The 24,616-nt window shown below is 54.7% G+C and carries 21 protein-coding genes; 10 read left to right on the forward strand and 11 right to left on the reverse strand.

Annotated elements, in window-relative coordinates; all coding sequences use genetic code 11:
• The first annotated feature begins 156 nt into the window (after nt 1–156).
• Both ATO67_RS10110 and ATO67_RS10115 read left to right on the forward strand, forming a co-directional pair.
• Nucleotides 157–1,152: a glycosyltransferase family 2 protein gene (locus ATO67_RS10110; RefSeq protein WP_067647873.1), complete on the forward strand. Its 996-nt coding sequence runs from the start codon at nt 157–159 to the stop codon at nt 1,150–1,152.
• Nucleotides 1,149–3,311: a glycoside hydrolase gene (locus tag ATO67_RS10115; RefSeq protein WP_067647876.1), complete on the forward strand. Its 2,163-nt coding sequence runs from the start codon at nt 1,149–1,151 to the stop codon at nt 3,309–3,311. The genes ATO67_RS10110 and ATO67_RS10115 overlap by 4 nt, the downstream gene beginning before the upstream one ends.
• A 1-nt stretch (nt 3,312) precedes the next feature.
• Here the strand turns inward: ATO67_RS10115 and ATO67_RS10120 are convergent, their stop codons facing one another.
• Nucleotides 3,313–4,401, reverse strand: a complete 1,089-nt coding sequence (locus ATO67_RS10120) for a hypothetical protein (protein ID WP_067647879.1) — start codon at nt 4,399–4,401, stop codon at nt 3,313–3,315.
• On the reverse strand, nt 4,398–5,687 hold the full coding sequence (locus tag ATO67_RS10125) for a lipopolysaccharide biosynthesis protein (protein WP_245303953.1): 1,290 nt from the start codon (nt 5,685–5,687) through the stop codon (nt 4,398–4,400). The genes ATO67_RS10120 and ATO67_RS10125 overlap by 4 nt, the downstream gene beginning before the upstream one ends.
• A 125-nt stretch (nt 5,688–5,812) precedes the next feature.
• On the opposite strand from ATO67_RS10125, the gene ATO67_RS10130 reads away from it, so the two are divergent.
• Genes ATO67_RS10130 through ATO67_RS10145 form a run of 4 tightly spaced genes read left to right on the forward strand, consistent with a single transcriptional unit; the run spans nt 5,813 to nt 10,625 of the window.
• Entirely contained in the window at nt 5,813–7,282 is a 1,470-nt protein-coding gene (locus ATO67_RS10130; protein WP_082760225.1) for a GumC family protein, read from the forward strand.
• Entirely contained in the window at nt 7,282–8,619 is a 1,338-nt protein-coding gene (locus ATO67_RS10135; RefSeq protein ID WP_082760226.1) for an O-antigen ligase family protein, read from the forward strand. The genes ATO67_RS10130 and ATO67_RS10135 overlap by 1 nt, the downstream gene beginning before the upstream one ends.
• 49 nt (nt 8,620–8,668) lie before the next feature.
• Nucleotides 8,669–9,373, forward strand: a complete 705-nt coding sequence (locus ATO67_RS10140; protein ID WP_067648295.1) for a polysaccharide deacetylase family protein — start codon at nt 8,669–8,671, stop codon at nt 9,371–9,373.
• 10 nt (nt 9,374–9,383) lie between these two features.
• On the forward strand, nt 9,384–10,625 hold the full coding sequence (locus tag ATO67_RS10145; RefSeq protein WP_067647885.1) for a glycosyltransferase family 4 protein: 1,242 nt from the start codon (nt 9,384–9,386) through the stop codon (nt 10,623–10,625).
• Here ATO67_RS10145 and ATO67_RS10150 read toward each other — a convergent pair.
• Entirely contained in the window at nt 10,609–11,487 is an 879-nt protein-coding gene (locus ATO67_RS10150) for a class I SAM-dependent methyltransferase (protein ID WP_067647888.1), read from the reverse strand. The two genes, ATO67_RS10145 and ATO67_RS10150, sit on opposite strands and share 17 nt — an antisense overlap.
• Before the next feature lie 176 nt (nt 11,488–11,663).
• On the opposite strand from ATO67_RS10150, the gene ATO67_RS10155 reads away from it, so the two are divergent.
• Together ATO67_RS10155 and ATO67_RS10160 are read left to right on the forward strand one after the other, a co-directional pair.
• Nucleotides 11,664–12,797: an acyltransferase family protein gene (locus ATO67_RS10155; RefSeq protein WP_067647891.1), complete on the forward strand. Its 1,134-nt coding sequence runs from the start codon at nt 11,664–11,666 to the stop codon at nt 12,795–12,797.
• A gap of 132 nt (nt 12,798–12,929) precedes the next feature.
• Nucleotides 12,930–14,186: a glycosyltransferase family 4 protein gene (locus tag ATO67_RS10160; RefSeq protein ID WP_245303955.1), complete on the forward strand. Its 1,257-nt coding sequence runs from the start codon at nt 12,930–12,932 to the stop codon at nt 14,184–14,186.
• Between the two features lie 15 nt (nt 14,187–14,201).
• Here ATO67_RS10160 and ATO67_RS10165 read toward each other — a convergent pair whose 3' ends face one another.
• The 7 genes from ATO67_RS10165 to ATO67_RS10195 all read right to left on the reverse strand — a co-directional run bounded on the left by ATO67_RS10165 (nt 14,202) and on the right by ATO67_RS10195 (nt 20,570).
• Entirely contained in the window at nt 14,202–14,579 is a 378-nt protein-coding gene (locus ATO67_RS10165) for a PH domain-containing protein (RefSeq protein ID WP_067647897.1), read from the reverse strand.
• A gap of 108 nt (nt 14,580–14,687) precedes the next feature.
• On the reverse strand, nt 14,688–15,467 hold the full coding sequence (locus ATO67_RS10170; RefSeq protein WP_067647900.1) for an ABC transporter permease: 780 nt from the start codon (nt 15,465–15,467) through the stop codon (nt 14,688–14,690).
• Between the two features lie 3 nt (nt 15,468–15,470).
• Nucleotides 15,471–16,649 (reverse strand): ABC transporter permease, encoded by a 1,179-nt coding sequence (locus ATO67_RS10175; RefSeq protein ID WP_067647904.1) that lies wholly within the window; start codon nt 16,647–16,649, stop codon nt 15,471–15,473.
• A complete protein-coding gene (locus tag ATO67_RS10180; protein ID WP_067647907.1) occupies nt 16,646–17,725 on the reverse strand; it encodes an ABC transporter ATP-binding protein in 1,080 nt (359 codons plus the stop codon). The genes ATO67_RS10175 and ATO67_RS10180 overlap by 4 nt, the downstream gene beginning before the upstream one ends.
• A gap of 97 nt (nt 17,726–17,822) precedes the next feature.
• Nucleotides 17,823–18,875 carry an ABC transporter substrate-binding protein gene (locus tag ATO67_RS10185; RefSeq protein ID WP_067647909.1) on the reverse strand — a complete coding sequence of 351 codons (1,053 nt, stop codon included), beginning with the start codon at nt 18,873–18,875 and terminating at the stop codon, nt 17,823–17,825.
• A 199-nt stretch (nt 18,876–19,074) separates the two neighbouring features.
• Nucleotides 19,075–19,815: an SDR family NAD(P)-dependent oxidoreductase gene (locus ATO67_RS10190; protein WP_067648300.1), complete on the reverse strand. Its 741-nt coding sequence runs from the start codon at nt 19,813–19,815 to the stop codon at nt 19,075–19,077.
• 74 nt (nt 19,816–19,889) lie between these two features.
• Nucleotides 19,890–20,570, reverse strand: a complete 681-nt coding sequence (locus ATO67_RS10195; RefSeq protein ID WP_067647912.1) for a GntR family transcriptional regulator — start codon at nt 20,568–20,570, stop codon at nt 19,890–19,892.
• Between the two features lie 164 nt (nt 20,571–20,734).
• Between ATO67_RS10195 and ATO67_RS10200 the strand changes: the two genes are divergently transcribed.
• Both ATO67_RS10200 and ATO67_RS10205 read left to right on the forward strand, forming a co-directional pair.
• Nucleotides 20,735–21,784 carry a phosphotransferase gene (locus ATO67_RS10200; protein WP_067648302.1) on the forward strand — a complete coding sequence of 350 codons (1,050 nt, stop codon included), beginning with the start codon at nt 20,735–20,737 and terminating at the stop codon, nt 21,782–21,784.
• Between the two features lie 4 nt (nt 21,785–21,788).
• Nucleotides 21,789–23,099 (forward strand): aspartate aminotransferase family protein, encoded by a 1,311-nt coding sequence (locus ATO67_RS10205; protein WP_067647916.1) that lies wholly within the window; start codon nt 21,789–21,791, stop codon nt 23,097–23,099.
• An 84-nt stretch (nt 23,100–23,183) separates the two neighbouring features.
• Here ATO67_RS10205 and ATO67_RS10210 read toward each other — a convergent pair whose 3' ends face one another.
• Nucleotides 23,184–24,536: an aspartate aminotransferase family protein gene (locus tag ATO67_RS10210; RefSeq protein WP_067647919.1), complete on the reverse strand. Its 1,353-nt coding sequence runs from the start codon at nt 24,534–24,536 to the stop codon at nt 23,184–23,186.
• Nucleotides 24,537–24,616: the final 80 nt, after the last annotated feature.

The following is a 24,616-nucleotide window of genomic DNA, read 5'->3' on the forward strand; positions in this document are numbered from 1 at the left end:
TGCCTCCCGAAGCGGCGTCTCATCTGCCATTCACCGAAGTCTATCTTTGTCTTCATCGATTGTCCCTCAGCTGTTAAGCATTTAAGAAAAGTTTGATATACGTTCTGTAAGGAATATGTATTTTAAAGTATCGCTTCTTAGTTGCAGGGTAGAGATTTGAAGATATCGGTCATCCTTAAAACCCTGAACGAAGAAAAGCGGATTGGCTCCGCTATCGAAAGCGTCCTGACGGCGCTGTCTGGCATAGATGGGGAAATCATTGTTGCCGATAGCGGATCGCGTGACAAAACTGTCGAAATCGCATCCCGCTATCCGGTTGTCATTGCGCAAATCCAGGCTCCTGCCAAGGCAAGCTGCGGCGTCGGGCCCCAGCTTGGTTTCCAGTACAGCAAAGGTGAATTCATCTGTCTGATGGATGGAGACATGTTGCTGGACGCAACATTTTTACCGGCTGCGCTGGAGTATTTGCGGGAGAACCCAAGGGTGGCGGGGGTGAGCGGCCACGTCAACGAAGTCAACCTTGATAATCTTGAATTCACCCGGCGCGTACAAAGAAATGCCCCGGAAAATCGTAGTGGCGTTCTGGATCGTCTGAATGGCGGTGGTCTCTATCGTCGCACGGCCATTGAGGAGGTTGGATATCTCTCAGACCGGAACCTGCATGGTTATGAAGAGTTCGATCTCGGGCAACGACTGCGAATGCGCGGCTGGACGCTGTACCGTCTGGACAGACGGTTCGTGGATCACTTTGGCCACAGCATCAATTCTTACGTGCTGTTGACGCGTCGCTGGTCCTCGAAATATCTGCGCGGTGTGGGAGAGCTTTTAAGAGCCGGATCGGAGCAATCCCGTCTGAAGGCTTTGGCAGACGAGCTTTCGGAAATTCGGCTATGGTTCGGCGTCTATGTCTGGTGGGCGTTTTTGCTGGCATGTCTGATTGCTGGTTTTTATACTGTTGGGGGCTTCATCGCATTTGTATGCGCGCTTTTGCTTCCAATCGCTTTGATGAGCATCAAGCAAAAGAGTCTGTCCTTGGGGTTTTATGCGGTCGTGGCGTGGTGCTTTCATGCCGCCGCTCTACCACTTGGCTTTTTCGCTTCTCGCCAACCGCCATCCAAGTGGATTGAGAGCAGGCTTTTGAAATCCGGATGAAACGTACTTTTTTCGCGATTCTAATCACCTCAGTGCTGAGCTACCAGCCGATTTGGGCCGCCGACTGGCTTCCCGTGCGAGACATATCGCTTGAGGTTCGACCCGGCAGTCCACTCGACTTCTCCGGGATGCTCCCCAATTCGCCGATCGATGAGGCTGGTCGTATTGTCATCAATGCCGCCGGAAAGCTGGCGAAGGTTGAAAACAGTGAGGCGCCACTTCGCTTTCTGTGTGCTTCCCTTGCCTGGAGCCCGGCGTCGGGAGGTTTTCCAGATCACGAAACAGCCGACCGCTACGCTGCTCAATTGAAAATGCACGGTTATAATGTTGCCCGTTTTCATTATGTAGACGCTGCCTTGATGGAGGGGCGGTCAACAGATTTCGATTTCAACCCGGATGTTTTAGGCCGAATCCACTATTTGCTCGCAGCGTTGAAGCGCAACGGCATCTATTGGATCATGGATGGCCTCAGTTCCTCTCGCGGCGCCCATGGCGGTTTTAGCGATCGATGGGAGGTGAAAGGCGATCTAAAACTTGGTGCCCAGATCGATGATGCCGACTTCAATCACTGGCTTGAATTTCAGAAACGCTTTCTCGCCAAGGTCAATCCTTACACAGGTACGGCGCCTGTCCGTGATCCGGCACTGGTCGCAATCGTACCATTCAATGAGAATGGATTGGAATTCGATTCCATGATGCAGGAAGGTGTGCGTGGCGCTGCGTTTTCCGAACGACTGAAGCCGCTGTTCAATGAATGGCTTTCTCGCAAGTATGAGACGTCCGAAGCGCTCATCCAGAAATGGGGTTGGTGGGTAACAAAGGGAAATCTGACCGATCGGTCCATCGCCTTGCCGACCAACCGCTACGAGCGTAGCGAGCGGATGCGTGACTTGCAGTCGTTTTTCATCGAGGTGGAGCAGGGGGCGACACACAAGATGACGCAGGCGCTGCGCGAGCTTGGTTTCCGCGGCGTGATCCTTCCGTACAATAACTGGCCGACTATTCAGACCGGCGTTACCCGCAGCATTCAAGAGGCTGTTGCGATGAATACCTACCAGGATTGGGTGGATTCCTATTCTCCCGGCACCAGCATTCAGGGCAAGAGTTCGTTGGAGGATGGGCTGCTTTATCTCAGAACGATAGCCGCCGCACGTTGGTTGGGACGGCCATTTTTTTTAACTGAGTATGATCATCTTTTCTGGAATCCCTACCGATACGAGGCCGGTCTGGCAGCTCCGGCGCTTGCCGCGTTGCAGGATTGGGATGTGCTGTGCAGACATGCGCACGGCCCCATTATTCTAAAATATGGCGAGGACTTTGCGCATAAGAAACAGATGCTTCCCTATGCGATAGCACTGGACCCGATAGCCCGGGCGGGCGAGACCCTTGCCGCACTTGTTTTCCGCCGTGGAGACATGAAATCCTCGTCGCTGCGCATACCGTTTCTGGCCGATGGGCAGGCGCATCTCCCCGATGGCATCAATGACATGGAACCGGAGATGCTGACTCGTCTCGCCTTGCTGGGCCGTATTGGTCTTCAATCTCAACAGGACCTTGATCAGACCAACGTTGCCGTACCTCCGGTGCGCGGCGGCCAGACGCCTGCGGCGATCGTTTCACAGTTGAAACAACGTGGAGAGCTGGACGCATCGCACCTTGCCGACCTGGACGCTGGAAACATCACTAGCCAGACCGGAGAGTTGGAGTTGCATGCGCCTGACAAGAAGCTCGCGCTGCGCTCGCCGATGACGCAGGCGCTTGCTTTCGACGGGATCGATGCGGATGTCGATCTCGGTTTCGTAACCTTGCGGTCCGCAGACGGAAGAGGGCTATTCGCGATGTCTTCGCTGGATGACATGCCGCTCGAGCAAAGCAAGCGAATGCTGTTGATACTCGCCTCTGATGCGCACAACACCGATATGAGGTTTCGGGACGCGGACGAGCGTGTCATCGAAGATTTTGGGCGTTTGCCTGTGCTGATCCGAAAGATGGAAATCGGCATTCGCTTCGAGACGGACAGCGCATTCAGGATTTCTCCAGTGGGTCTAGACGGGCGTGTATATAACCCAATCATTGCCGCTGAAGGGCAGAACGCTGTCATACTGACGAACGACGTGCCGAGCGGCCCTACGACCTACTTTCTCATGGAACGTGATTAGGCTAATAGAAGTCGCGCACCAACCGGCTCCAGCTTTCTCCTGCGATGCCGCCTAAATAGGCCTGGCCATTCTGCATTGCCTGTTTGAATTCGCTTGAACGGGACGATGCGCAAACCCCGGTGACATGGCGATACCAGATACTGTGATGCTTGGATAATGCGGATATCATTTCCGTTCTGAGCTGAGCTGATACAAATGCAAAACCTGCGTCTTTCAGGGCGGCCAGTGCGGTTTCCAGGACCGCATCCTTTTTGCTGGCTGGTGAGAGAAGATCGAGTATTTGTGCTTCACCGCCCGGAGCGCCGACAAACGAAAAGACACCGCATATGTCGCCGTTCTCATCATACACCTGTGCGAGAGTAAGCTTGCCACGACCGTTGGGACCGCTCGACATGCTGATGGTCCATTCAAGGCTGTCAGCAGTGTAAACCGGAGCGACCGCGTAAGGGGTGAGAAATTGATTGGCATAAGCTGCGTACACGTCAGATTTCGCTTCTGTTGCGCTGTAGCCCGAGGCATGTGGTTTGCCGACGATGATTGAAGGATTGGGCAGACCTCCAGCGCCGAGGTTAAGAGGAAGCCGTGGGGCAATGCGGCGTCTCATGTAACCGCCGGTCGCTGAGATGGGTTTAAAGATTTTGTACCATCGCAACCCCTGCACCGGCAGCTCGGTGCCACCGATTGCTTTCATGTGAGCGACGCTGACGGGTGCGGCGCTATCGGAAAAGCTGATCTGGTCTCCTCGTGGGCGCAATTGAAAAATGAGGACCGCGATGCTGCGCGGATTTGCGTCCTCTGCGGCCATGAAGGCGCAAGCCAATCGGGCGATTACGGGTTCTTCGCCGATTCTGTAGGAAAGGGGCACGGTGATGAGTGCGCTCTTGACGCTCCCTGCGCCATCGGCAGTGACCATGCTTCCATTTTCCGGCATGTAATTCGGATGTGAGAATAACAGTTGCGACAAATATGTGTTCAAGCCTTTCATGTCCGGCTTAAAGCGCTTGCGAAACACGGAGGTGAACAGATCGGCGATCTGCGGAACATCGGCCGGTTGCGCGGGCCTGATCTTCGGGCTCTGATCTGATGTCATGCCTTTACCTCCTGACTTTTTGCATAGGATCGAGAAACATGGATTTTCACGACGATCCATGCCGCCAGAACGATGCTGAGCTCTATTGTGTAACCCGCAATGAAAATACCGTAGGGTGGCCATGCCCATGCGGCTAGGCCGATCAGAACTGCGCCGACACCATTCGACAGATTGAGAACCCAGGCACGTGACGAGTGTTGACCCGCAGCACCTAGCAGATCGACTGCGATTGACCAGATGGCGATAAATACGATCAACCAAGCCATGATGCGCAAAAACTGCGGAAGCGAGACGTATTCCGGTCCGAAAATTAGCGGCATGAATGAAGCGGAAATCGTGATCGCAACGGCGGCGATAAGCCCCAAGAAAATAGCGGCGCCCAATATGCGTATCGTCAATCGGAAGGCGTTGTGAATGCCCGACATGCTGGCAACGGCAAGCCGCGGATAAACCAGCCGGTTCAGAGCATCTATCGCCATATAGCTGCTGTCTGTGATACGGCGCGCCACTCCATAGCTCCCCACGACTTCTGCGCTTGCCACAAAGCCCAACACCAGAAGATCGACGTTCTGGCGGATCGCCCGAAAGATGAAGGGCGTTGCAAACAGCAGTCCGAGCCGGATTTCATCTTTTTCGATCACATACTGGGGACGGCCAATGCGAAAGGCGAAATAGGCGTAGAGGGCAAGAGTGAACAGGTGAGCGGCAAGCTGCCATGTCGCCCAGCCTTCCACGGTTTCAACCTGAAAAGCCAGACAGGCGAGTGCCGCCGTTACCGTGCGCATGAAGGCAAAGCCGACGACTGATGCATTGGCCGCGGCATATCTCGAATGCGCGAGAAATATGCTTTCCCCCAGCATGATCAACCTGACAAGCACGACATTGGTTAACACCAGTTGGAATGTCGTCCACACGTTGCTGCCGGTCGTTTCGCCAAAACTGATGAATTCCGGCAATATAGCCGTTCCCAGAGCAACGAGAACAGCCCCGCTGACGAATGTCAGAATCAAATTGTGCCCAAATATCCGTGAAAAACAGGTGGGATCTTGTGGCACACGACGAACCAGACATTCCGATGCGCCGAGCCCGCACAAGTGCACGGCAATGCTAGTTATGGCGATGAATGCGACGTATCGGCCAAATTCTTCCGCGCCGAAAGAGCGTGCCAAAATTGCGAAAGTGACGAGCTGAGCAGCATTGGCTATCAATAGACTTGCCGAGGACGCGCTGTAGGACAGCAACATCCCAATCAACCGTGGCTTGTCCTTTTTATCGCTGGTGATCATCACCTTATCTCCATGCCGCAAAAATGGACGTCCTGTAAACGATTTATCAGCGGACTATGTGATTTAGTAAGGTCGTATATAATGAAAGCGTTTCGTTTTGATTGATATAAAGGTTACGATAAGGCATGTACGAGTACCCGAGCGAGAAGCGAGCGAGACCTGTTTATGACGAAGCGCAGCCTCGTGCGACCGCTCATCCGAGGGCACGCGCAACTTCTGATCCATTGATTACGCTGGCCAAAGTGCTGGATTGGCTCAGGCGTGGCCTGCTCATTATCGCTGTTTTTGCACTTTTGGGTGGTGTGTTAGCGGTCGGCTTTGGTATGGTCGTCAAGCCGCGCTTTGCATCCAGCATGGATATTCTTCTGCCCCCGCCGACGGGACAGGTCGTGCCTAACGAGTTGACCACGCCGAACATTCAGAGCGACGCACAAATTCTGGATATTTCCAGTAAACTGCTATTGATCACATCAGGAAATGTGCTGCGACGAACCGTCGAGCAGGAAAATCTTCACCAGCTTCCGGAATTCAATGCTGCTGCAGACACGGAAGAGGGAATGTTCGACTGGCTCAAGCCGACGCCGCCTGCTTCCACTGATGATGGTGTCGTCGTCGCGATGCGCAATCTTGCAAAGCGAATAAAGGTCGCGCGGCAGGGCGGTACCTATCTTGTCTCCATCAGTCTTTGGACGCGCGATCCGGATCGTTCCGTGGCTGTTCTTTCCACATTGGCGCAGTCCTTTCGGGAAGAACTTGAGGCAACACAAACCGATCTTGCCAAGAATGCCAGTACGGCGCTTTCCAACCGTCTGGAAGAGCTGAGACTGGCGGTGACGCAGGCTGCGAATGCCGTTGTGCAGTTCCGCCAGGAGAACAATCTTCAGAACTTGGGTGGTACCGGTTCGGTCAATATTCAAAGCGTATCGCAGTTGAACACACTTCTGAACGAGGCGTCATCGAGATTATCGGATGTGCAGGCACGCTACAGAAGACTGAGCCAACCGATCGCCGATGGCGTTGTCCCCGCAGATACGCTGGATTCTCCGACCCTCGTTACGCTGCGGTCGCAATACAGCACTCTCAAGCAGCAGTATGAAGAACTGGCTCTGACTTATGGTGCGCGTTATCCGAAGTTGGTCAGCACACGCGCGCAGCTTGGAACGCTTCGGGCGGAAATGGCACGGGAAACAGAAAGATCGCTGCAGGCCATTCAGGTTGATCTGGACCAGGCGGAAAACTCCGTGACCACATTGCGGGCGCAGCTAGAAGAGGCGCAAAAGCGTGTCTCCACGGACGACAACTCGCAGGTGCAGTTACAGGAGTTAGAGCGTAACAGCCAGGCGAAGGCAGCACTTTACGATACGTTTCTGAAGCGCGTTGGCGAGACCAGCGAGCAGCAGCAGATCAGCGTCTCCAATCTGCGAATTGTCACAGAGCCGGTGCCCCCTGAAAAGCGGAGTTGGCCACCACCGACCTTGCTATTGGCCGTTGGCGGTGTTCTCGCTGGCCTCATATTGGGTGTCGTCGGTGTTCTTGCAACGCGCCTCTTCTTGCTTGCGCGGCAAAACAACTGGCGTTTTGAGCGAGCAAGCTGATGCAGGCAGCCACGGCATTGGAACAAGGAAGATCAGAAAAGCACGACAAGATGAGGGCGCTGCTCTTCATGGGCCTTTTCCTGTTTTTCTGGGTCACGACCAATCCGTTTGTTGATCTCGTCACCGTTGAGGCCAGTGGTTCGGATGCAACAGGTGGCTCCAACGCCATCAACCAGCTCACGTTTCTCATACTGACGCTATTGACGCTTTATGCGGCAATCACCCATCCGTTGCGGTCCAGAATCTGCCAGCCGCAATGGCTCGTCATCGCGCTGTTCTCGTGGTTTCTTATCTCGTCTAGCCTCTCGAGCCATCCAATGGATGCCATCAAAAGAACGATCCTTGCGATACTGACGTGCGTCAATGCGGGTATGTTTCTTTTGCTGCCACGTTCCGAACAGCAATTTTCCCGGCTTTTGCTGTATGGCACGGCGATCACGCTTGGCATCGCCTATTTCGGCGTGATTTTCTTGCCGACACTGTCCATTCACCAGCCCACCGAACTTATCGAGCCGATGAATGCAGGCTTCTGGAGGGGGCAGTATTCCCATAAAAATCTTGCAGCGGCGGTAATGCTTGTTGCAGCGTTTTTCGGGCTTTACCTGCGCAGTGTCGGTTGGAAGAAAAGTGGTCTCGCGATCGTCATCCTGTCTGTTGTCTTTTTGCTTCAAACGGGCGGCAAGTCTTCCACCGCAATGCTGCCTCTCATCCTCACTTTGCAATGGATATTTGAAAAATTTCGCTGGAGCAGATGGCTAATCGCAGTCGGCGGTATCTTGGCATTCAATCTGCTGGCGCTGGGAGCAGCCCTTTCCGAAGGATTTCGCGGCCTCATCGCATCCCTTGGTGTAGATCCTACCTTTACGAACAGAACCGATATCTGGAAGATCGCTTTTGACGCCATCGCTCAATCACCCATTTTAGGATACGGCTTTCAGGGCTTCTGGCGGACAGCGGATATCACGCAGAGTTCAGCCGGGCTGGAAACCTGGGCAGTAAAGGCATTCAACGGGCACAATGCCTATGTGGATGCGCTTCTCACAACCGGTATTCCAGGTCTCATCCTAACCGTCGGCCTCGTCGTTTTCGTGCCGTTGCGCGCAGTTGGGCGGCTGGGTGCGTTTTCAAACAGCCCGGCTCTATCGCGGCTGTTCATGCGCGTTTGGCTCTACGTCATCTATGCCGGATGTCTCGAGGTCATCTTTTTCCAGAGCGGCAGCCCGATTTGCTTTTTCATGCTGGTGTCGATTTTCGGGTTGGAGATGCAGTCTCGAATGAGCCTCGTCAACGGGGCAGAAGGAGCCACGTGGGGGCGGAGAACTGTCAGTGCTGTCTGAAATATGGCCCAAACTGGGATATGTTCGGGAACGGCTGGAGGAAAGAGCCATGCGGGCTCTGCCGGTTTCCACTTTGAATGTGACCTGCACGCGTCCGATTGTCTCTTTCACCTTTGATGACGTCCCTTCGACCGCTCAGTCAGCGGGCGCACGTATTCTTGAGCACAGCGGTGTTTGTGGAACATTCTATATTGCTGGTGGGCTGTTGGGAAAGAAGGAGCCGGATCGAGAGCTGATTTCGGTAGAAGGGTGCAGGTCGCTCGCCGATGCCGGTCATGAGATCGGCTGTCATACCTACGCACACAGAGCCGTCCGAACCCTTGGCGGGCTGGAGTTGGCGGAGGATCTTGACCGGAATCGGCATTTGCTGGATCAGTTCAGCCCGACCACCGATAGGCGAAACTTCGCCTATCCTTACAATCAGGGTTCGCTTCGCCATCGCAAGGTTTTCGCAAAACGCTTCACGACCGCCCGTGGGGGTGGGGATCGCATAAATCGCGGTGCCATCAATCGCTCCTATCTTTGGGGAATGGAAATCAGGCAACCCGAAAGCGATGCCCTTTCGCTGACCAATCAGATCGATGCGCTCATCGCTCAGCCGGGCTGGCTCATTTTTTTCACCCACGATATCAGCGAGACGCCAACTCCCTACGGCTGCACGCCCGACACGTTTTCCATTCTGGTGCGCTACGCCGTTTCAAAAGGCTGTCTCATTTTGCCGGTGCGTGACGCCCTTCAACATATCCACGATTGAGGCGCGCTGAATGGGAAACACGCTGCTCGCAATCAACAACTATTTCTACCGCCGGGGCGGGGCCGAAGCGATCTTTCTTGACCAGATGGACATGTTCGAGCGTGCGGGCTGGCAGGCCGTGCCTTTCTCCATGCAGCATCCTAACAATCTGAATTCCAACTGGTCGTCATACTTCGTTCCCGAAATTGAATTCGGTAGTCAGAGTGGCTTGCTCAAGAAAGTCGAGCACAGTCTAGAGGTTATCTATTCGCGGAAGGCACGCGCGCGCTTGAGCGGCTTGATCGACCGGGTGCGGCCGGACGTCGCTCATGCACATAATGTCTACCACCACATCTCGCCGTCAATATTTCCACTGTTGAAACAACGCGGGATACCCACAATCATGACGGTCCACGACCTGAAACTTGCGTGTCCTGCCTACAAGATGCTGTCTCCCCATGGCATCTGTGAACAGTGTAAGGGTGGGCGGATTTACAATGTTCTCGCCAACCGTTGTATGAAAGGGTCCGTTGCACTCAGCGGCCTCGTGATGGTGGAAACGGCAGTTCATCGTACGCTTGGCCTCTATCGCAATCATATCGATAAGCTTGTCGTGCCCAGCCGTTTCTACAAGACCAAATTGATCGAGTGGGGATGGCCGGAGGAGCAGCTTACCTACATCCCTAATTTCGTAGATCAGGCCATTAGCGAACGTCCAGTCACTGTTGATGAAGGTGACTATTACCTCTTTGCAGGGCGTCTGGCTCCTGAGAAGGGTATTGCGACCTTGATCAAAGCTGCGGGACTTTCCGGGCAGCGTGTTCGTATCGCTGGCACAGGACCGGATGATGCGGCTTTAAGGGCATTGGCACGGGAAGTCGGTGCGGATGTCGAATTTATGGGCTATCTCTCAGGTCAGGCGCTTCACACGGCGATTGCCCGCGCAAAAGCATTGGTGCTGCCCTCGGAATGGTATGAAAACGCTCCTGTGAGCCTTCTTGAATCCTACGCCCTCGGTCGCCCCGTTATCGGTACCGCCATTGGCGGCATTCCCGAGTTAATCAAAGACGGCAACACCGGGTTGATTGCTAAGCCCTTCGATACGGAGAGTTTGGCAGGCGTTTTGACGGCGATGAGCCAATTGTCAAAAAATGCGCGTCAGGAGATGGGCGCATGCGGGCGGGCATGGGTTCGGCAGGAGTTCTCGCAAGCCGCCTATCTGGAACGTACAACGAGGCTCTATAGTGAGCTTGGGGTTAAGGATACCGGCTGATGATCACAGCATCGAGCATCTCCATGTCCATCTCTGGCGTGCTGAATTGTTTGGCAAGCCCTGACATCAGCGTCTTTCGCTGATCTCCGGATATGGATTTCGCCGCTATCACTTGCACGTCCACCCAGCCATTTCTCTCGAATGCCCGCACGTAGTCTATTGGCCGTTTGCGGTTCGGTTGGCCGGGAAAGCTAAGCAGCGAATAGAACCAAGCCGAGAAACGATAGATGTTGTTGGGATCACGTTCGCGAATGACGTTCGTGTGGGTCTGAAGATCTATGATGTGCAGGCTGATGCAGCCGCTTTGCGCGACTTTCGTCAGGCCTTCGATGGTCGTTTCGATGGCATCGAAATGCTCGAAGGCAGCGCAACTGAGAATAAGATCGAATGTTTGTCCCAGGCACATGGCCGGAATATTGAAGCCAGCGTCCACATGGTACTGAAAATTCGGAGAGGCACCGTGGAGTGCGGCGTGCGCGATCTTGATATCCTCCTGCCGCAGATCACCGTTAAAGCGGGAAATAGCATCGCGTCGAAAATCCGCCGTTTCGTCTGTTGCCAATCCGAAAGCATCGACTGCCGTGTAGGTTTTGGCGCCGTGCGCCAGCAGAAGCGCGCCTGTGGCCAAAGATGATCCTGGGCCGAGTTCCAAAACCGCGCGTCCTCTGACGGAGACATTTGCGGGCAAAAATCGCAGCCATGATTCAACGACGTCGTGGACATATGCAATGCGGGCGTCTCTGTCCTCGACGGAGACTGTGTTCGGTTTTCGATAGCCCATCAATCGATGTTTGGCCCACACACCGATCAAGATTAAACCGCCTGTCAGCGTGAACAGCAAATTCCGAAAGAGAACCGGCATCTATTTTCCATACAGCTTTGAGTCAGAATAATTTTACGCTGCCCGTCATAGGCGGTGTCAACATCTTGCGATATTAAAGCTGAATTAGTTATTTTAGAATTTACTGGTATATATTTGTTTGCAGTCGAAGGTTGAGCGGACGTATTGCAATCATTTCAACGAAAAGGCGTGGTTCGATGCAGGCATCAGACGTCCCGGCGACAGTCATCGTAGATCAGGGCAATGCGCGTCGAGCCGCCAATCGGTACGAAAACATAGATGCTCTCAGAGGCATTGCCGCGCTGGCGGTGGTGGTTCAGCACTTCTTCGGGGACATTATTCACGAAGCGACCAATCAGCAGGGCGCGGCATATTCCGTGGCCCTATCCAGTGTCACATATTTCGATGCCGGCCGGTTTGGTGTGGTGCTTTTCTTTCTCATCAGCGGTTTCGTCGTTCCCTTCAGCATCAAGGGTCATAATCCGCTGCATCGCTTCGCTATTTCGCGCTTCTTTCGTCTATTCCCAGCAATGTGGCTTGCACTGTTTTGCTTAACCGTCGCCTCGGTCATGCACGGTCAATGGCCATCCCTGCCGACATTTCTTGCCAATATGACGATGGTGCCTGCCGCCTTTCGCCAGCCCTGGATGTCCGGTGCCTATTGGACCCTCACGATCGAAATCTTGTTCTATGTTCTGTCTGCGGGCCTGTTTGCGCTGGGTTTCCTGTATCGTCCCGTGATTATTGCACTTTTTGCGATCGCACTTGTGGCCGCGACGGCCGTTCCCATTCTTTTGCGGTACTTTGGCATTTCGATGCCAGTGCAATACCTCAGCTTGCATGTGTCCTTCCTTTATCTTGGACTGTTGCTAAGGATGACGTTGGTGGACAAACTTCCCGACGCGTTGATCGGTAGCTTGTGCGTTCTGCTTGTTCAGGCCGTCGTCCTTTTCACCGTTGGGGAGTTTTCGCTGTCACGGCAGGACGGCTTCTTTCTGGTTGGCACCTTGCCGATTCTGATGAGCTATCTGGCAGCGCTGTGCGTATTTCTGGTGTCCGTTAAAACAAGCGCGCCAAACAACCCGGTCCTTTCCCGGCTCGGGGCTCTGAGCTATTCGATCTATCTTTTCCACGGCATAGCAGCGCTTATGGTCTTTGCAATATTCCCTCTCACTGGGACAGGTGTGGACTTTGCGATTGGCGCAGGCAGCCTGTTCGTAACCCTCGTTCTCTCAGTGATCGTCTATGACTATTTGGAGAAGCCAATGATCAACCTTGGGTATAGGTATATTAGGCGTGAGGATAATAATGAGTCGAAAGTTTCGGCTTAGTGTTTGGCTTTGGTGCAACTTCGCCGTTTACTATGCCAGTAAGATGAAACGTTCAAATTTGGAAAAGCACTAGCCTCCGCGTCAAATTAAGTTATCATATACTAATGTGCTAATATTTAATGGGAGGGCGCTGTGAACAATGTCTCAACGACAGAGTCTGAGCCTACGCTTGAGGTGAAGGAAAGCGCTTACCCCCAGAACGAAAATGCCCGGATATTGGAGGCCATGCGGATCTGTATGATCGGCCTGCGTGGAATACCCAACGTGCAAGGCGGTGTTGAGACACATGTCGAGCAGCTGGTATCCAATCTGGTCGAGCTAGGAGCGGACGTCCACGTTTTTGCCCGCAAGAACTATGTTGTGGATACTAAGCCGTATATATGGCGTGGCATAACCGTTCATCCGCTTTGGGCTCCTCGCAACACACGCCTGGAAGCTATTCTTCATACGGCGCTTGCCCTGTTCAAAGCCAGACTCCTCAATCCAGATATCGTTCACATTCATGCCGTGGGGCCATCTCTGGTCGCGCCACTCGCGCGGATACTCGGACTGAGGGTGGTGTTTACCCATCACGGCTATGATTATGACCGGGAAAAATGGAACTCGGTCGAGAAGCGGATTTTGCAGCTTGGCGAGTGGGCGGGAATGCGGTTTTCCCACGCGCGCATTGCTATCGCAAAGCATATTGCGGACCGAATGCAAAAAGACTTCAGATCACCCGTTCATTTCATTCCCAACGGTGTGAAGGTAGACACCAAGGATCTTGAAGACAGCGTTCTTCAGGAATTCGCTTTGCAGAGGGGCCGCTACATCCTGCTGGTGGCCCGCCTCGTCGCTGAAAAACGCCAGCTTGATCTTATCGAAGCCTTCGCGCGAACGAACCTGAAAGACACCAAGCTGGTGTTGGTTGGTGGTGGTGATCTGGACAGCGAATATGTCACGGCAGTTCAGGATCGTGCCAAGGCCACGCCCGGCGTCGTCCTGACCGGGGTGCAGTCGGGACGCAAGTTAGCCAGTCTTTTCGCCAATTCTGGGCTTTTTGTCTTACCGTCGAGCCATGAAGGCATGCCGATTGCGCTACTTGAGGCTATGGCTCACGGACTTCCGGTTCTGGCCAGTGATATCGAAGCCAACCTCGGTCTGGCGCTGGATCAGTCCTCTTATTTTCCGCTGGGAAATATTCATAGGCTGTCTGAAATGCTTCGGGACAGAATGGAAAACGCACCGGGTGCTCGCACGTCACAGCGCCAAAGTTCTAGAATCCTGTCGAAATACGACTGGCGAACGATCGGTCTAAAGACTGCGGAAATCTACAAGTCGATCGCCTCTGCGAACCCGCATCGTGTGTATCAGCAGACGAAGCGCAACCCTGAGCCTGCCACTCGTTAAAAACCTTGCAGTTTTTTACCGCAAAACACCCGTTGCCAGCGCACGTTGAATGCCACGCACATCAGTACCCTTTTTCAGCGTCTTGCTGATCGGCGTGCTGGACCCGGAGACCCAAATCTTGAGCTCTGAGTCCAGGTCGAATGTTCCTGCCGTCTCTACCGAGAAGCGGGTGATCGCGCGATACGGGATCGACGTGTAATCGACTTTGCTGCCCGTGATGCCCTGAATGTCGACCACGATCACGCGGTGCTGTGTGAAGACGAAAAAATCACGAATGACCTTGAAGGCAAGTTGCGGTTCTTCTCCATCGATGAGCACACCGTCAAGACGTTTGGTCAGATCGGATGGATCAACGGTCGATCCATGCCCTAAAAGTCCGTCGAAAATGCCCATTTCCAATCTCCAATTGCCAGCTTTCACACAGAACCCGAAACTATGTCAGAAAACAGGTTTATACCCCAACCTATCGGGCAGAACAGGAGAAGCACGGCCGCCGTCTATTCAGCGCTTCGCGAGCATAAGACGAGACATGATAACGATAAGGCCGATGATAATTGTGAGCACTATGAACAGGAAAGCGGCGGCAGCGATGGCGGGACTGATGTTTTCGCGGATGCTGGAAAACATCTGACGAGCCAACGTGCGCTGGTTCGGCCCGGCAACGAACAGCGTTAGAACCACTTCGTCCAGCGAGGTCGCAAAGGCCAGAACCGCCCCGGACAACACGCCGGGCATTGCGAGAGGCAATGTCACCCGACGAAAGACTGTAGCAGGCGCCGCGCCAAGGCTTTGTGCGGCGAGTTCTACACGGGTATCGATGCCCGACAGTGCACCGGTAACGCTGACGACGACGAATGGTACTGCAACAACAGTGTGCGCAATGATGACCCCCGCATAGCTGTTCGTCAGCCCGAAGCGGGCCAGCAGGACCTGCATGCCAACGCCCAGCACAACGGCTGGCACCACCATCGGCAACAGAAACAATGTCCTCATCGTTCCGCGAAAGAACAGTAACCGGTTGCGCAAGCCGAGCGACGCGGCAGTTCCCAGAATGGTGGCAAGCAAGGTGGTGCCGGCACCAATGATGAAACTGTTGATGATGGCGCGTCGCCAGGCGTCTGCCGTAAACAGCTCTTCGAACCAGCGTAGTGACCAGGATGGAATGGGGTAGGTCAGAATGACGCTTGAGGTGAAGGCTAGCGGCATGATGGCGATGAGAGGCGCTATGAGAAACAGGATCGTCAGCGATGCGAAGGTAAATTTTGTGAGCTTGATCGGCATGGCCTAGTACCTTTCCGATTCTTCGGCTGAAAGCCGCGCATAGACACTGTAGAGGATCAACGTCGCCACAAGCAGCACGACGCCGAGCGCGCCAGCCATGCCCCAATTCGCCGAACCTGTTGCATAAAAGGCGATGATTGATGAGATCATCTGATCACCCGGACCGCCGATCAGCGCCGGCGTGATGTAGTAGCCGATGGCAGAGATGAAAACGAGCAGGCTTCCCGAGGCGACGCCCCGCAGGCTGAGCGGTAAAAGTACCCGCAAAAAGGCGCGCAGCGGGTGTGCTCCAAGCGATGCCGCCGCTGGCATCAGATTTTTTGGAATGGTGATGAGGACCGAATAAATCGGTAGCACCATGAAAGGCAGCAGTACATGGGTCATGGCGATGATGACGCCTGTGCGGTTGAATATGAGTGCGAGCGGGCTGTTGATCAGGCCGAGCGTCTGCAAGACATCATTGATCAGACCTTTCTCCTGCAACAGAATGAACCATGCCGCTGTGCGTACCAGCAGTGATGTCCATAGGGGTAACAGCACGGCGCCCAGCATGAGGTCCCTTTTCCAGCCGGTAAGGGACGCCGCAATGATCGCATAGGGAAAACCTATGCAGGCGCAGGCTAAGGTCACCAGCGCGGCGATCCAGAACGTGCGAACGAGAATGACGCGGTTGACGGATTGATCGGCAGGCAGATGTTGTATTTCGCCAGCCGTGTTGCGACCAAGATCGACAGCTGCCAGCAGGTTCCGGTCGGTCAATGGCGAGAGCGCATCCGCGATTGCAATCCAGAACTCGGGTCTTTCCCATCGCTTGTCGATGGAAACGAGATCCGCAGGTGGGTTTGTCGCATCGCCCAGCGCACTCGTGGTTTTCGACATCAACGTACGAAAGCCGGACCGAGCGCTGTTGAGGCGCCGCACCATATCACCCAGCGCCTGATCGTTATCGACCGCCTTCAAGTCTTCCATCAGCGCGGTCTGCATCGACATGGTCGGGGGAGACACGCGGTCCCAGCCTGGCAGCACCACTGCGCTACGCGGCAGAAGGCGCAGCACGGCGGTGTCCGAAACGGATTGTGACATCATGCTGAACAGCGGCCAAACGAAAAAGCCGATGAGAAAAATCAGCAGCGGTCCCAGCAACAGCAGCGACCGCCCGGTTCGCGATGTGATGATGTTCATGGCGCAATGACCCGGCAATCACCCGCTGAAAAGGAGGCATAGACCTTTGCACCCGGCTCGAACTCGCGTGATCGGCGGCCCAGTTTGGCAATCAGTTCGTGGGAGGGGTTGCGCAGCTGTACGCGAAGGTGATCCCCCTGATAGACGGAATCCGTTACCTCAGCCTCAAGACAATTATGCGCGTCTCCTTTGATCTCGGTGAGATCAACTCTTTCAGGGCGAATGGAAACATGGACAATCTGACCGGGTGATACGGTAGCAGAAACCACAGACACGATTTTCGCGCCGGATGCCACGCGCACGACCGCTTCGTTGCCCTGTATCGCCTCCACGACACCCTCCACGAGATTGGTCTCACCAATGAACTCCGCAACGAAACGAGTCGCTGGTTCGTCATAGACCTGTCGCGGTGTCCCGATCTGTTCGATCTTGCCCTTGTTGAAAATGGCCACTCGGTCCGACATGGTCAGCGCTTCGGACTGATCATGCGTGACGAAAACGATTGTCAGGCCGAGACGTCTGTGCAGATCGCGAATGTCGAGTTGCATCTGTTCGCGCAGATGTTTGTCGAGTGCGCCAAGCGGCTCATCCATCAGAACGACGCGTGGTTCGAAAACCAGGGCACGCGAGAGTGCCACACGCTGTTGCTGGCCGCCGGACAACTGTGATGGGCGGCGGTCGGCAAAAGTCGACAATTGCACCATATCCAACGCCCGCGCCACGCGCTTTGCAATTTCGGCCTTTCCCATGCCGCGCATCTGAAGCGGAAAGGCCACATTTTCGCCCACCGACATATGTGGGAAAAGTGCATAGCTTTGAAAGACAACACCCATGTCACGCTTGTGGGTGGGCACATTGTTGATGGCTGTGCCGTCCAGCAGAATGTTGCCGGATGTGGCCTGCTCGAACCCGGCGAGCATCATCAGCAGCGTCGTCTTGCCGGAGCCGGAAGGTCCTAGCAGACTGACAAACTCGCCCTTGTCGATAGATAGATCGAGATTTTCGACCACGCAAAGTGGCCCATAAAATTTTGTAATACGGTCAAATCTAATAAATTCTGCCACGCAAGGCTCCATCGCTTGAGGCGGATCATGCGGACTTGGTGGAAATCGCCAAGACCGCACCCGGCCAGAAAAGAAGGACATTGCAAAGGTGCCCTTCTTTGCGGATGTCTTACTTGGCCAGCCAGGCGTTGAAGCGCTGCGTCAGCGTTTCTGCATTGTCGATCCAGAAGTCGACATTGAGCGGGATGGAATCCGTCATGTTTGCCGCATCTGTCGGAAGGTCCTTGGCAAATTTCTCCGGTACTTTTGCTGCAGCTTCCTTGTTAGGCAGACCATAGGCAACAAATTCCGGGAGCTTCGCCTGGTTTTCAGGCAGACTTGCAAAGGCGATGAAATCCTGCGCGGCGGCCTTGTTTTCAGCATCCTTCAGCACCACCCAGCTATCGACGGCATAGATGCTTCCGGGGAAAACGACCTTGAGGTTTTTGCCCTCGGAACGGTTGATGCCGGTGATGCGACCATTATAGGCAGATGCCATGGCCACTTCTCCGGAAGCGAGGAACTGTAGCGGCTGCGCACCGGATTCCCACCAGACGATGTTGGACTTCAGTTCGTCCAACTTCTTGAAAGCGCGTGTGACACCCTCTTCGGTTGCCAGTACGTCATAGAGTTCGTCCTTGGAGACACCATCGGCCAGCAAAGCGAATTCCAGCGTGTATTTCGGTCCCTTGCGCAGCGAGCGCTTGCCGGGAAACTTCTTGACGTCCCAGAAATCTGCCCAGGAGGAGGGGCCTTCCTTCAATTTATCGCCGTCATAGGCAATTGCCGTAGACCAGACGATGGCGCCGACGCCGCAGTCATTGACAGCAGAGTCGAGAAACTTGTCTTTGCCGCCCATTTTGGACCAGTCGATTTTCTCGTAGAGGCCGTCTGCACAACCCAATGCCAGTTCTTCGGCTTCGACCTGCACGGCGTCCCAGTTTGGCGCGCCTGCCTTGACCTTCGACTGGATCACACCGATGCCGCCATCCCAGGCTTCGTCGAGAACGGGTTTGCCAGTCTTTTCAGAAAAGGGTTTGAAATAGATGTTGCGCTGAGCATCCTGATAGTTGCCGCCCCAGGATACGACCGTCAGGTCGCGCGCAAAGGCTGGCGCGGCGATGCTTGCCGACAGCAAGACGGCTGCGACCGCTGAAATTCCAGGTTTCGTGAAAGTCTTCATAACATTCCCCTTTGTCGTTATTGTAGGAGCCGGTTGAGCCGGTCCCGATGACGATCTCCTGCAACTGCCGTGCCACCGTCGCCTTTAGCGTATCAGCGGGGAGGGCAGCTCTTCCGTCTGCGGCATTATTTTCCTCGTAAATGCCTTCAGCCGATGAGTATTTTGGCTTTTTTGCGAGCCCTTTATTATCTGGGCGTTGTCAGACGTGCTGCCCTCCATTGATGTGAATTTCGGCACCGTTGATGTAAGATGAAGGCTCGGTGCAAAGAAAATAGATGGTTTCTGCAACTTCGCGCGGATCGCCCAGTCTCTGCATTGGCACTTCTGCTGCCACCAGTTCTTCTGTTCCCGGCGATAGGATCGATGTTTCGATCTCACCCGGAGCGATGGCATTTGCTCGCACACCGCGCCGACCGAATTCATGCGCCATTTCACGGGTCAGGGAGCCGAGTGCAGCCTTGGACGCTGCATAGGCCACTCCAGCAAAGGGGTGAACGCGGGTCCCGGCGATGGACGTGACGTTGACGATCGAGCCTTTTGCGGCCTCAAGCTCCGGCATCAGGGCGCGGGCAATGAGCGCGGTCGAGACGACGTTGACATTCAGCACCTGCGTCCAGATATCCGCATCGGTTCCCATGACGCCGAGCCGGCTTTTTTCCGGCCCTTTGGGTGAGATTCCGGCATTGTTGACCAATGCATGCAACCGGCCATGAGGCAGACGCTCGCGTACCGTTGCCGCAAGACGGTCGATTTGAGATAAGTCAGCAAGATCGGCTTGAATGTGGCTCTCGCGGGCGGAAGGCCAAGCACATTCTTCGGAGAAGGGTTGGCGAGAAACGGTAAGAATGCGCCAGCCCTTGGATTGGAAGAGTTTTACCGTTGCGTGGCCAATGCCGCGGCTTGCTCCCGTCAACAACATGTAGCGGCGTTCTTCAGTCATACGCACAATCTCCGTTGATGCTTGATACATCATATTGGGTCATTTTCGAAATGCAAGCGCACTCTTTTTCAAGGTCATGCCCGCAAGGATTGGCGTTCGTTGCCTTGTTCGATACGCTCGAGAATAGGCTTGCCACCCAGTAGAATATCATCGACGATGGCCATGGATGCGGCAGAAGGATCGTGTCGTTTCAGGGCATCGATGACGGGATAATGGTGATCGATCATCGCTCGCCCGCCTTGAATATAGGCGTCTGAAATATGCGGCCCCATTTGTAACCACAGCCTTCTAAGGATGCCGTTTAACATCGGAAGCCCCGCGATTTTTGGCAGCATGAAGTGGAAGGCCTGATTGAGCTCTGTGCCTTTCAGTCGATCTCCAGCGGTGATCGCTTGCTCGTTTTCACGCAAAATCCGTTCTAAAGCTTCGATATCTGCACTGGTTGCCACCTGCGCAGCAGTCTCCGCCGCCAGTCCTTCCAGTCGAATGCGGATCGCCCGGATTTCCTGATAGCGACTTTCGCTCAGGCCAGGAATGCGAATATCGCGTGGAGACCTGAAGATGATAGCCTCGTCATTTGCAAGCCTCAAGATCGCATCACGGATGGGAGTGACGCTCGTGCCGAACTGTTCTGCAAGATCACGGATCTTCAAACGATCCCCTGGCTGAAAACGCCCCTGAATGAGCGCGTCGCAAAGCGAGCCATAGACTGCGCTATTCAGGTTCTCATATTCCAGTGTAGAGAATTCAGGCATGGTCGGTCCGCAAATTAACAATATGATACTTGATGCATCTTTTTTTCTGTGTTTCAAGTGATGTCTGCTAATTCAAATACATTTTACCATCTTCAAGGGCGGCACAAGTTGTTTAGAAGGCTAGCGCTGCCGGGGCGAGTGGCATGATGATCGATGGAGTACAGATGACGAAGATATCGACCGCCATCGAGACAGAGGATTTCATGTCGGCGACATGGGAGCAGACCTCGCTGGCCGATGCTGCGGCTGCGGTCGCGGATATTTACGGGGTCGCAGGTGCTGCAAAGCGTCTCTCCAGCGAGCGCGACGAGACATTTCTGTTCACGCGCGATGACGGTACCGAATTCGTTCTCAAAATCGCCAATCCCGTAGAAAACCCGGCAGCGCTCGACTTTCAGGACGAGGTGCTGATGCATCTGGCGTCAGCCGCTCCCTCGGTTCCGGTGCCGAGGCTGGTTCCGACAAACAAGGGTGAGGCGAGCCACATGCTTTCCACACCGGACGGCCCACGCATCATCCGGCTGCTGACTTTTTTACGCGGTGAACTGCAATATCGGACACAGGCCAGCGAAGAACAAAGCCGCAATGTCGGCCGGGCATTGGCGCAACTCGGGCTTGGTCTTGAGAGCTGCCAAAGCCGTCCGCCAGCCGGAAAGCTGATGTGGGATATTTCCCACACCCTTGATCTGGCGACTGTCACGGATCACGTCGCGCCGCAGCGTCGTGCGCATGTGGAGGCTGTGCTCTCCGAGTTCGAGCGCGCCGCACCTACCATTTCGGAGCTCAGTCGGCGCCAGATCATTCATAACGACTTCAACCCGCACAATATTCTTCTTGACCCGGCCAAGCCGAATGAGGTGGTTGGGATCATCGACTTCGGGGACATGGTGTACGCGCCCTTGGTCAACGATCTCGCGGTCGCATTGTCCTACCATCTGGCAACGGAAAATTGGGCTGCGCGGACAGGAGCCTTTTTGCAAGGGTTCCTGTCGGCGCGCACTCTTGAGCCAGTGGAAATGGAGCTTCTGCCGGTATTGACGCGATCGCGGCTGGCGATGTCCATCATCATAGGGGAATGGCGTTCAGCGTTGTTTCCAGAGAACGCCGACTACATCATGCGCAACCACGCCTCCGTTTGGCAGGGGCTTCTCAACATATCAGATCTCACACCGGCAGGGCTGAAGACGCTCGCGCCCAACCTTTCGAAGGCCTGAAATCATGTCGATGGTAAATGCTTTTTCGCGCGAAGACTTTGACCGGCTGGACGACAGCGAGCGAGCGCTGATCGCGCGTCGTGAGAAGGTACTCGGTCCCGCTTACCGTCTCTTTTACGAAAAGCCACTGCATCTGGTGCGCGGCGAGGGTGTTTTCCTGTACGATGTCGCAGGCGAAAAATATCTAGACGCCTATAACAACGTTGCGTCACTGGGCCATTGCCACCCGCGTGTGGTGGAGGCAATCACCAAGCAGACGGCGATCCTCAATACCCATACCCGCTATCTGCATGAAGGAATTGTGGATTACGCCGAAACGCTGACGGAAACATTTCCTGACACACTCAGCCAGGCGATGTTCACCTGTACCGGAAGCGAGGCAAACGACCTTGCGGTCCGCATTGCCCGGTTTGTAACAGGCGGTACTGGCATCATCGCAACCGAGCTTGCCTATCACGGCCTGACCAGTGCGGTTGCAGAATTCTCTCCATCGCTTGGTGAGTCCGTTACGCTTGGCCCCCACGTGCGAACAGTGCCGTCGCCAGACGCCTATCGCAATTCGCCTGAGGAGGTGATGGAGAAATTTGGCCGGGATGTCTGCGCTGCAATCGCCGATCTTAAGCGTCACGGCATCAAGCCAGCCATGCTGGTCACCGACACGATCTTCTCGAGCGATGGCATTTTCGCCGGACCGAAGGGTTTTTTGAAGCCAGCTGTGGATGCGATTCATGAGGCGGGTGGCCTCTTCGTGGCCGATGAAGTGCAGCCTGGTTTTGGCCGCACGGGTGAAACCATGTGGGGTTTCGAGCGGCACGGGGTTTCCCCTGATATGGTGACCATCGGCAAGCCTATGGGCAACGGATACCCAATGGCGGGAATTGTGCTGCGGCCGGAGATCATCGCGGAATTCGGGCCGCGTGCACGCTATTTCAATACGTTCGGCGGCAACCCTGTCGCTGCCGCTGCTGGCAAAGCCGTGCTTGATGCCATTCGCATTGATGGCCTGCAACATAACGCACTGGATGTCGGACGCTACTTGATGGATGGTTTGATGAGCCTGTCGCACACTGCAATCGGAGATGTGCGCGGCTCCGGCCTGTTCATCGGTGTCGAGATTGTTAGTGACACAGCAACGAAGCGCCCGGACGCTGCCCTGACGACCCGGATCGTCAATGGCTTGCGTGAACGGCGCATCCTCATCAGCGCCTCCGGCCCCAATGCCAACATCCTGAAAATCCGTCCTCCGCTCGTTTTCGCGCGTGAACATGCAGATATGTTGCTGAGCGCACTGGATGATGTGCTCAATACCGCATAACGAATTATTGGATATTCAACTTGAAGGGTGGCAATCGCAAGACTGCCGCCCTTTACATTTTAATGGAAGCAAAAAGCTCTGAATTCAGGCTCTGGCAGCGGCCACCGCGTCGAGCGCACGTTCGAGAGCATCGAACATGTCATCAATCTGTTCTGAGGTGATGATCAATGGCGGGCAAAAGCAGATGGCTTCGCCAACCGCACGGGCAATCACACCTTCTTTTTCCAACGCCGCGGTCACGGTCAAGGCCGCATCACCCGCCTTTGCATCGTCAAAAGGCTTGATCTCCAAGGCACCCAGCAGACCGACACCACGCGACGAATGGGCAACGGGATGTTTCGCCAGTTCGGCGAGGCGCGACAGGAACTGTTCTTCCAATCTTGCCGCATTACCGACCAGATCACGCTCCTGGATGATCTTCAGATTTTCAAGGCCAACGGCAGTCGCGACGGGGTGGCCGGATGCTGTGAAGCCGTGACCGAACACGCCGATCCGATCGGATTCATCTGCAATCGGCTGATAGAACCGGTCGTTCATCAGGATCGCGGAAAGCGGCATATAGGAAGACGAAATCTGCTTGGATAGGATCAGAACGTCGGGCTCGATACCATATGTCTGGCAAGCGAACATGTTCCCGGTGCGACCAAAGCCGCAGATGACTTCATCGACCACCAGAAGAATATCGTATTTCCGCAGGATTTTTTGCACGCCCTCCCAATAACCCTCTGGCGGCATCAACACGCCGCCCGCTCCCATGACAGGTTCTCCCCAGAATGCGGCCACGGTTTCAGGACCTTCCCTGATGATCAAATCCTCGAGGTCGGTGAGCATACGTGTCGTGAAATCGGCTTCGCTCTCATTTTCTTGGCCGAAATGCACATAGGACGGGCAGGATGTGTGGACCATCCGGTCCAACGGCAGATCGAAGCTTTCATGATTGCGCGGCAGTCCGGTGATCGAGCCCGCGGCGATGGTCACACCATGATAGCCCTTGATGCGGCCGATAACCTTTTTCTTGTCTTTGTTGCCAAGTGCATTGGAGCGATACCAGACCATCTTGCAGGCAAGGTCGTTGGCTTCCGAGCCCGACGAAGTGAAATGCACTTTCGACATGGGCACGGGTGCCATCTGGATCAGCATTTCGGCAAGTTCGATTGACGGACCATGCGTCTTGTAGGCGAATGTATGGTAATAGGGCAGCTTCTCCATCTGCGCTCTCGCCACTTCCACCAGCCGCTTTTCACCAAAGCCAACGGCGACAGACCAGAGACCTGCAAGACCTTCGATATAACGCTTTCCGTTATTGTCGAACACATAGATGCCGTCGCCCGATTCGATCACAACACCGCCGGTCTTCTCATATTTGCGGAGATTGACGTTTGGGTGCATTTGATAGGCGATGTCGCGGCCTTCCATCGAGTTTGGTATGATGGTCATGCTGGTTCCTTCGTTCCCATTATCATTTTACACCGGGTCGAAACTGCCCGTTGCACTAGCGGTATTTATTGCATGCGGTC

Source organism: Agrobacterium bohemicum, assembly GCF_001562555.1.
GTDB lineage: Bacteria > Pseudomonadota > Alphaproteobacteria > Rhizobiales > Rhizobiaceae > Agrobacterium > Agrobacterium bohemicum.

Bases quoted from the DNA above. Each gene is read 5' to 3' on its own strand.
- ATO67_RS10115 (WP_067647876.1), top strand. From the start codon at position 1,149: ATGAAACGTACTTTTTTCGCGATTCTAATCACCTCAGTGCTGAGCTAC.
- ATO67_RS10180 (WP_067647907.1), bottom strand. From the start codon at position 17,725: ATGGAGCCTTGCGTGGCAGAATTTATTAGATTTGACCGTATTACAAAA.
- ATO67_RS10205 (WP_067647916.1), top strand. From the start codon at position 21,789: ATGTCGATGGTAAATGCTTTTTCGCGCGAAGACTTTGACCGGCTGGAC.
- ATO67_RS10175 (WP_067647904.1), bottom strand. From the start codon at position 16,649: ATGAACATCATCACATCGCGAACCGGGCGGTCGCTGCTGTTGCTGGGA.
- ATO67_RS10135 (WP_082760226.1), top strand. From the start codon at position 7,282: ATGCAGGCAGCCACGGCATTGGAACAAGGAAGATCAGAAAAGCACGAC.
- ATO67_RS10140 (WP_067648295.1), top strand. From the start codon at position 8,669: ATGCGGGCTCTGCCGGTTTCCACTTTGAATGTGACCTGCACGCGTCCG.
- ATO67_RS10150 (WP_067647888.1), bottom strand. From the start codon at position 11,487: ATGCCGGTTCTCTTTCGGAATTTGCTGTTCACGCTGACAGGCGGTTTA.
- ATO67_RS10190 (WP_067648300.1), bottom strand. From the start codon at position 19,815: ATGACTGAAGAACGCCGCTACATGTTGTTGACGGGAGCAAGCCGCGGC.
- ATO67_RS10120 (WP_067647879.1), bottom strand. From the start codon at position 4,401: ATGACATCAGATCAGAGCCCGAAGATCAGGCCCGCGCAACCGGCCGAT.
- ATO67_RS10170 (WP_067647900.1), bottom strand. From the start codon at position 15,467: ATGCCGATCAAGCTCACAAAATTTACCTTCGCATCGCTGACGATCCTG.
- ATO67_RS10125 (WP_245303953.1), bottom strand. From the start codon at position 5,687: ATGATCACCAGCGATAAAAAGGACAAGCCACGGTTGATTGGGATGTTG.
- ATO67_RS10210 (WP_067647919.1), bottom strand. From the start codon at position 24,536: ATGACCATCATACCAAACTCGATGGAAGGCCGCGACATCGCCTATCAA.
- ATO67_RS10155 (WP_067647891.1), top strand. From the start codon at position 11,664: ATGCAGGCATCAGACGTCCCGGCGACAGTCATCGTAGATCAGGGCAAT.
- ATO67_RS10195 (WP_067647912.1), bottom strand. From the start codon at position 20,570: ATGCCTGAATTCTCTACACTGGAATATGAGAACCTGAATAGCGCAGTC.
- ATO67_RS10165 (WP_067647897.1), bottom strand. From the start codon at position 14,579: ATGGGCATTTTCGACGGACTTTTAGGGCATGGATCGACCGTTGATCCA.
- ATO67_RS10185 (WP_067647909.1), bottom strand. From the start codon at position 18,875: ATGAAGACTTTCACGAAACCTGGAATTTCAGCGGTCGCAGCCGTCTTG.
- ATO67_RS10145 (WP_067647885.1), top strand. From the start codon at position 9,384: ATGGGAAACACGCTGCTCGCAATCAACAACTATTTCTACCGCCGGGGC.
- ATO67_RS10130 (WP_082760225.1), top strand. From the start codon at position 5,813: ATGTACGAGTACCCGAGCGAGAAGCGAGCGAGACCTGTTTATGACGAA.
- ATO67_RS10200 (WP_067648302.1), top strand. From the start codon at position 20,735: ATGACGAAGATATCGACCGCCATCGAGACAGAGGATTTCATGTCGGCG.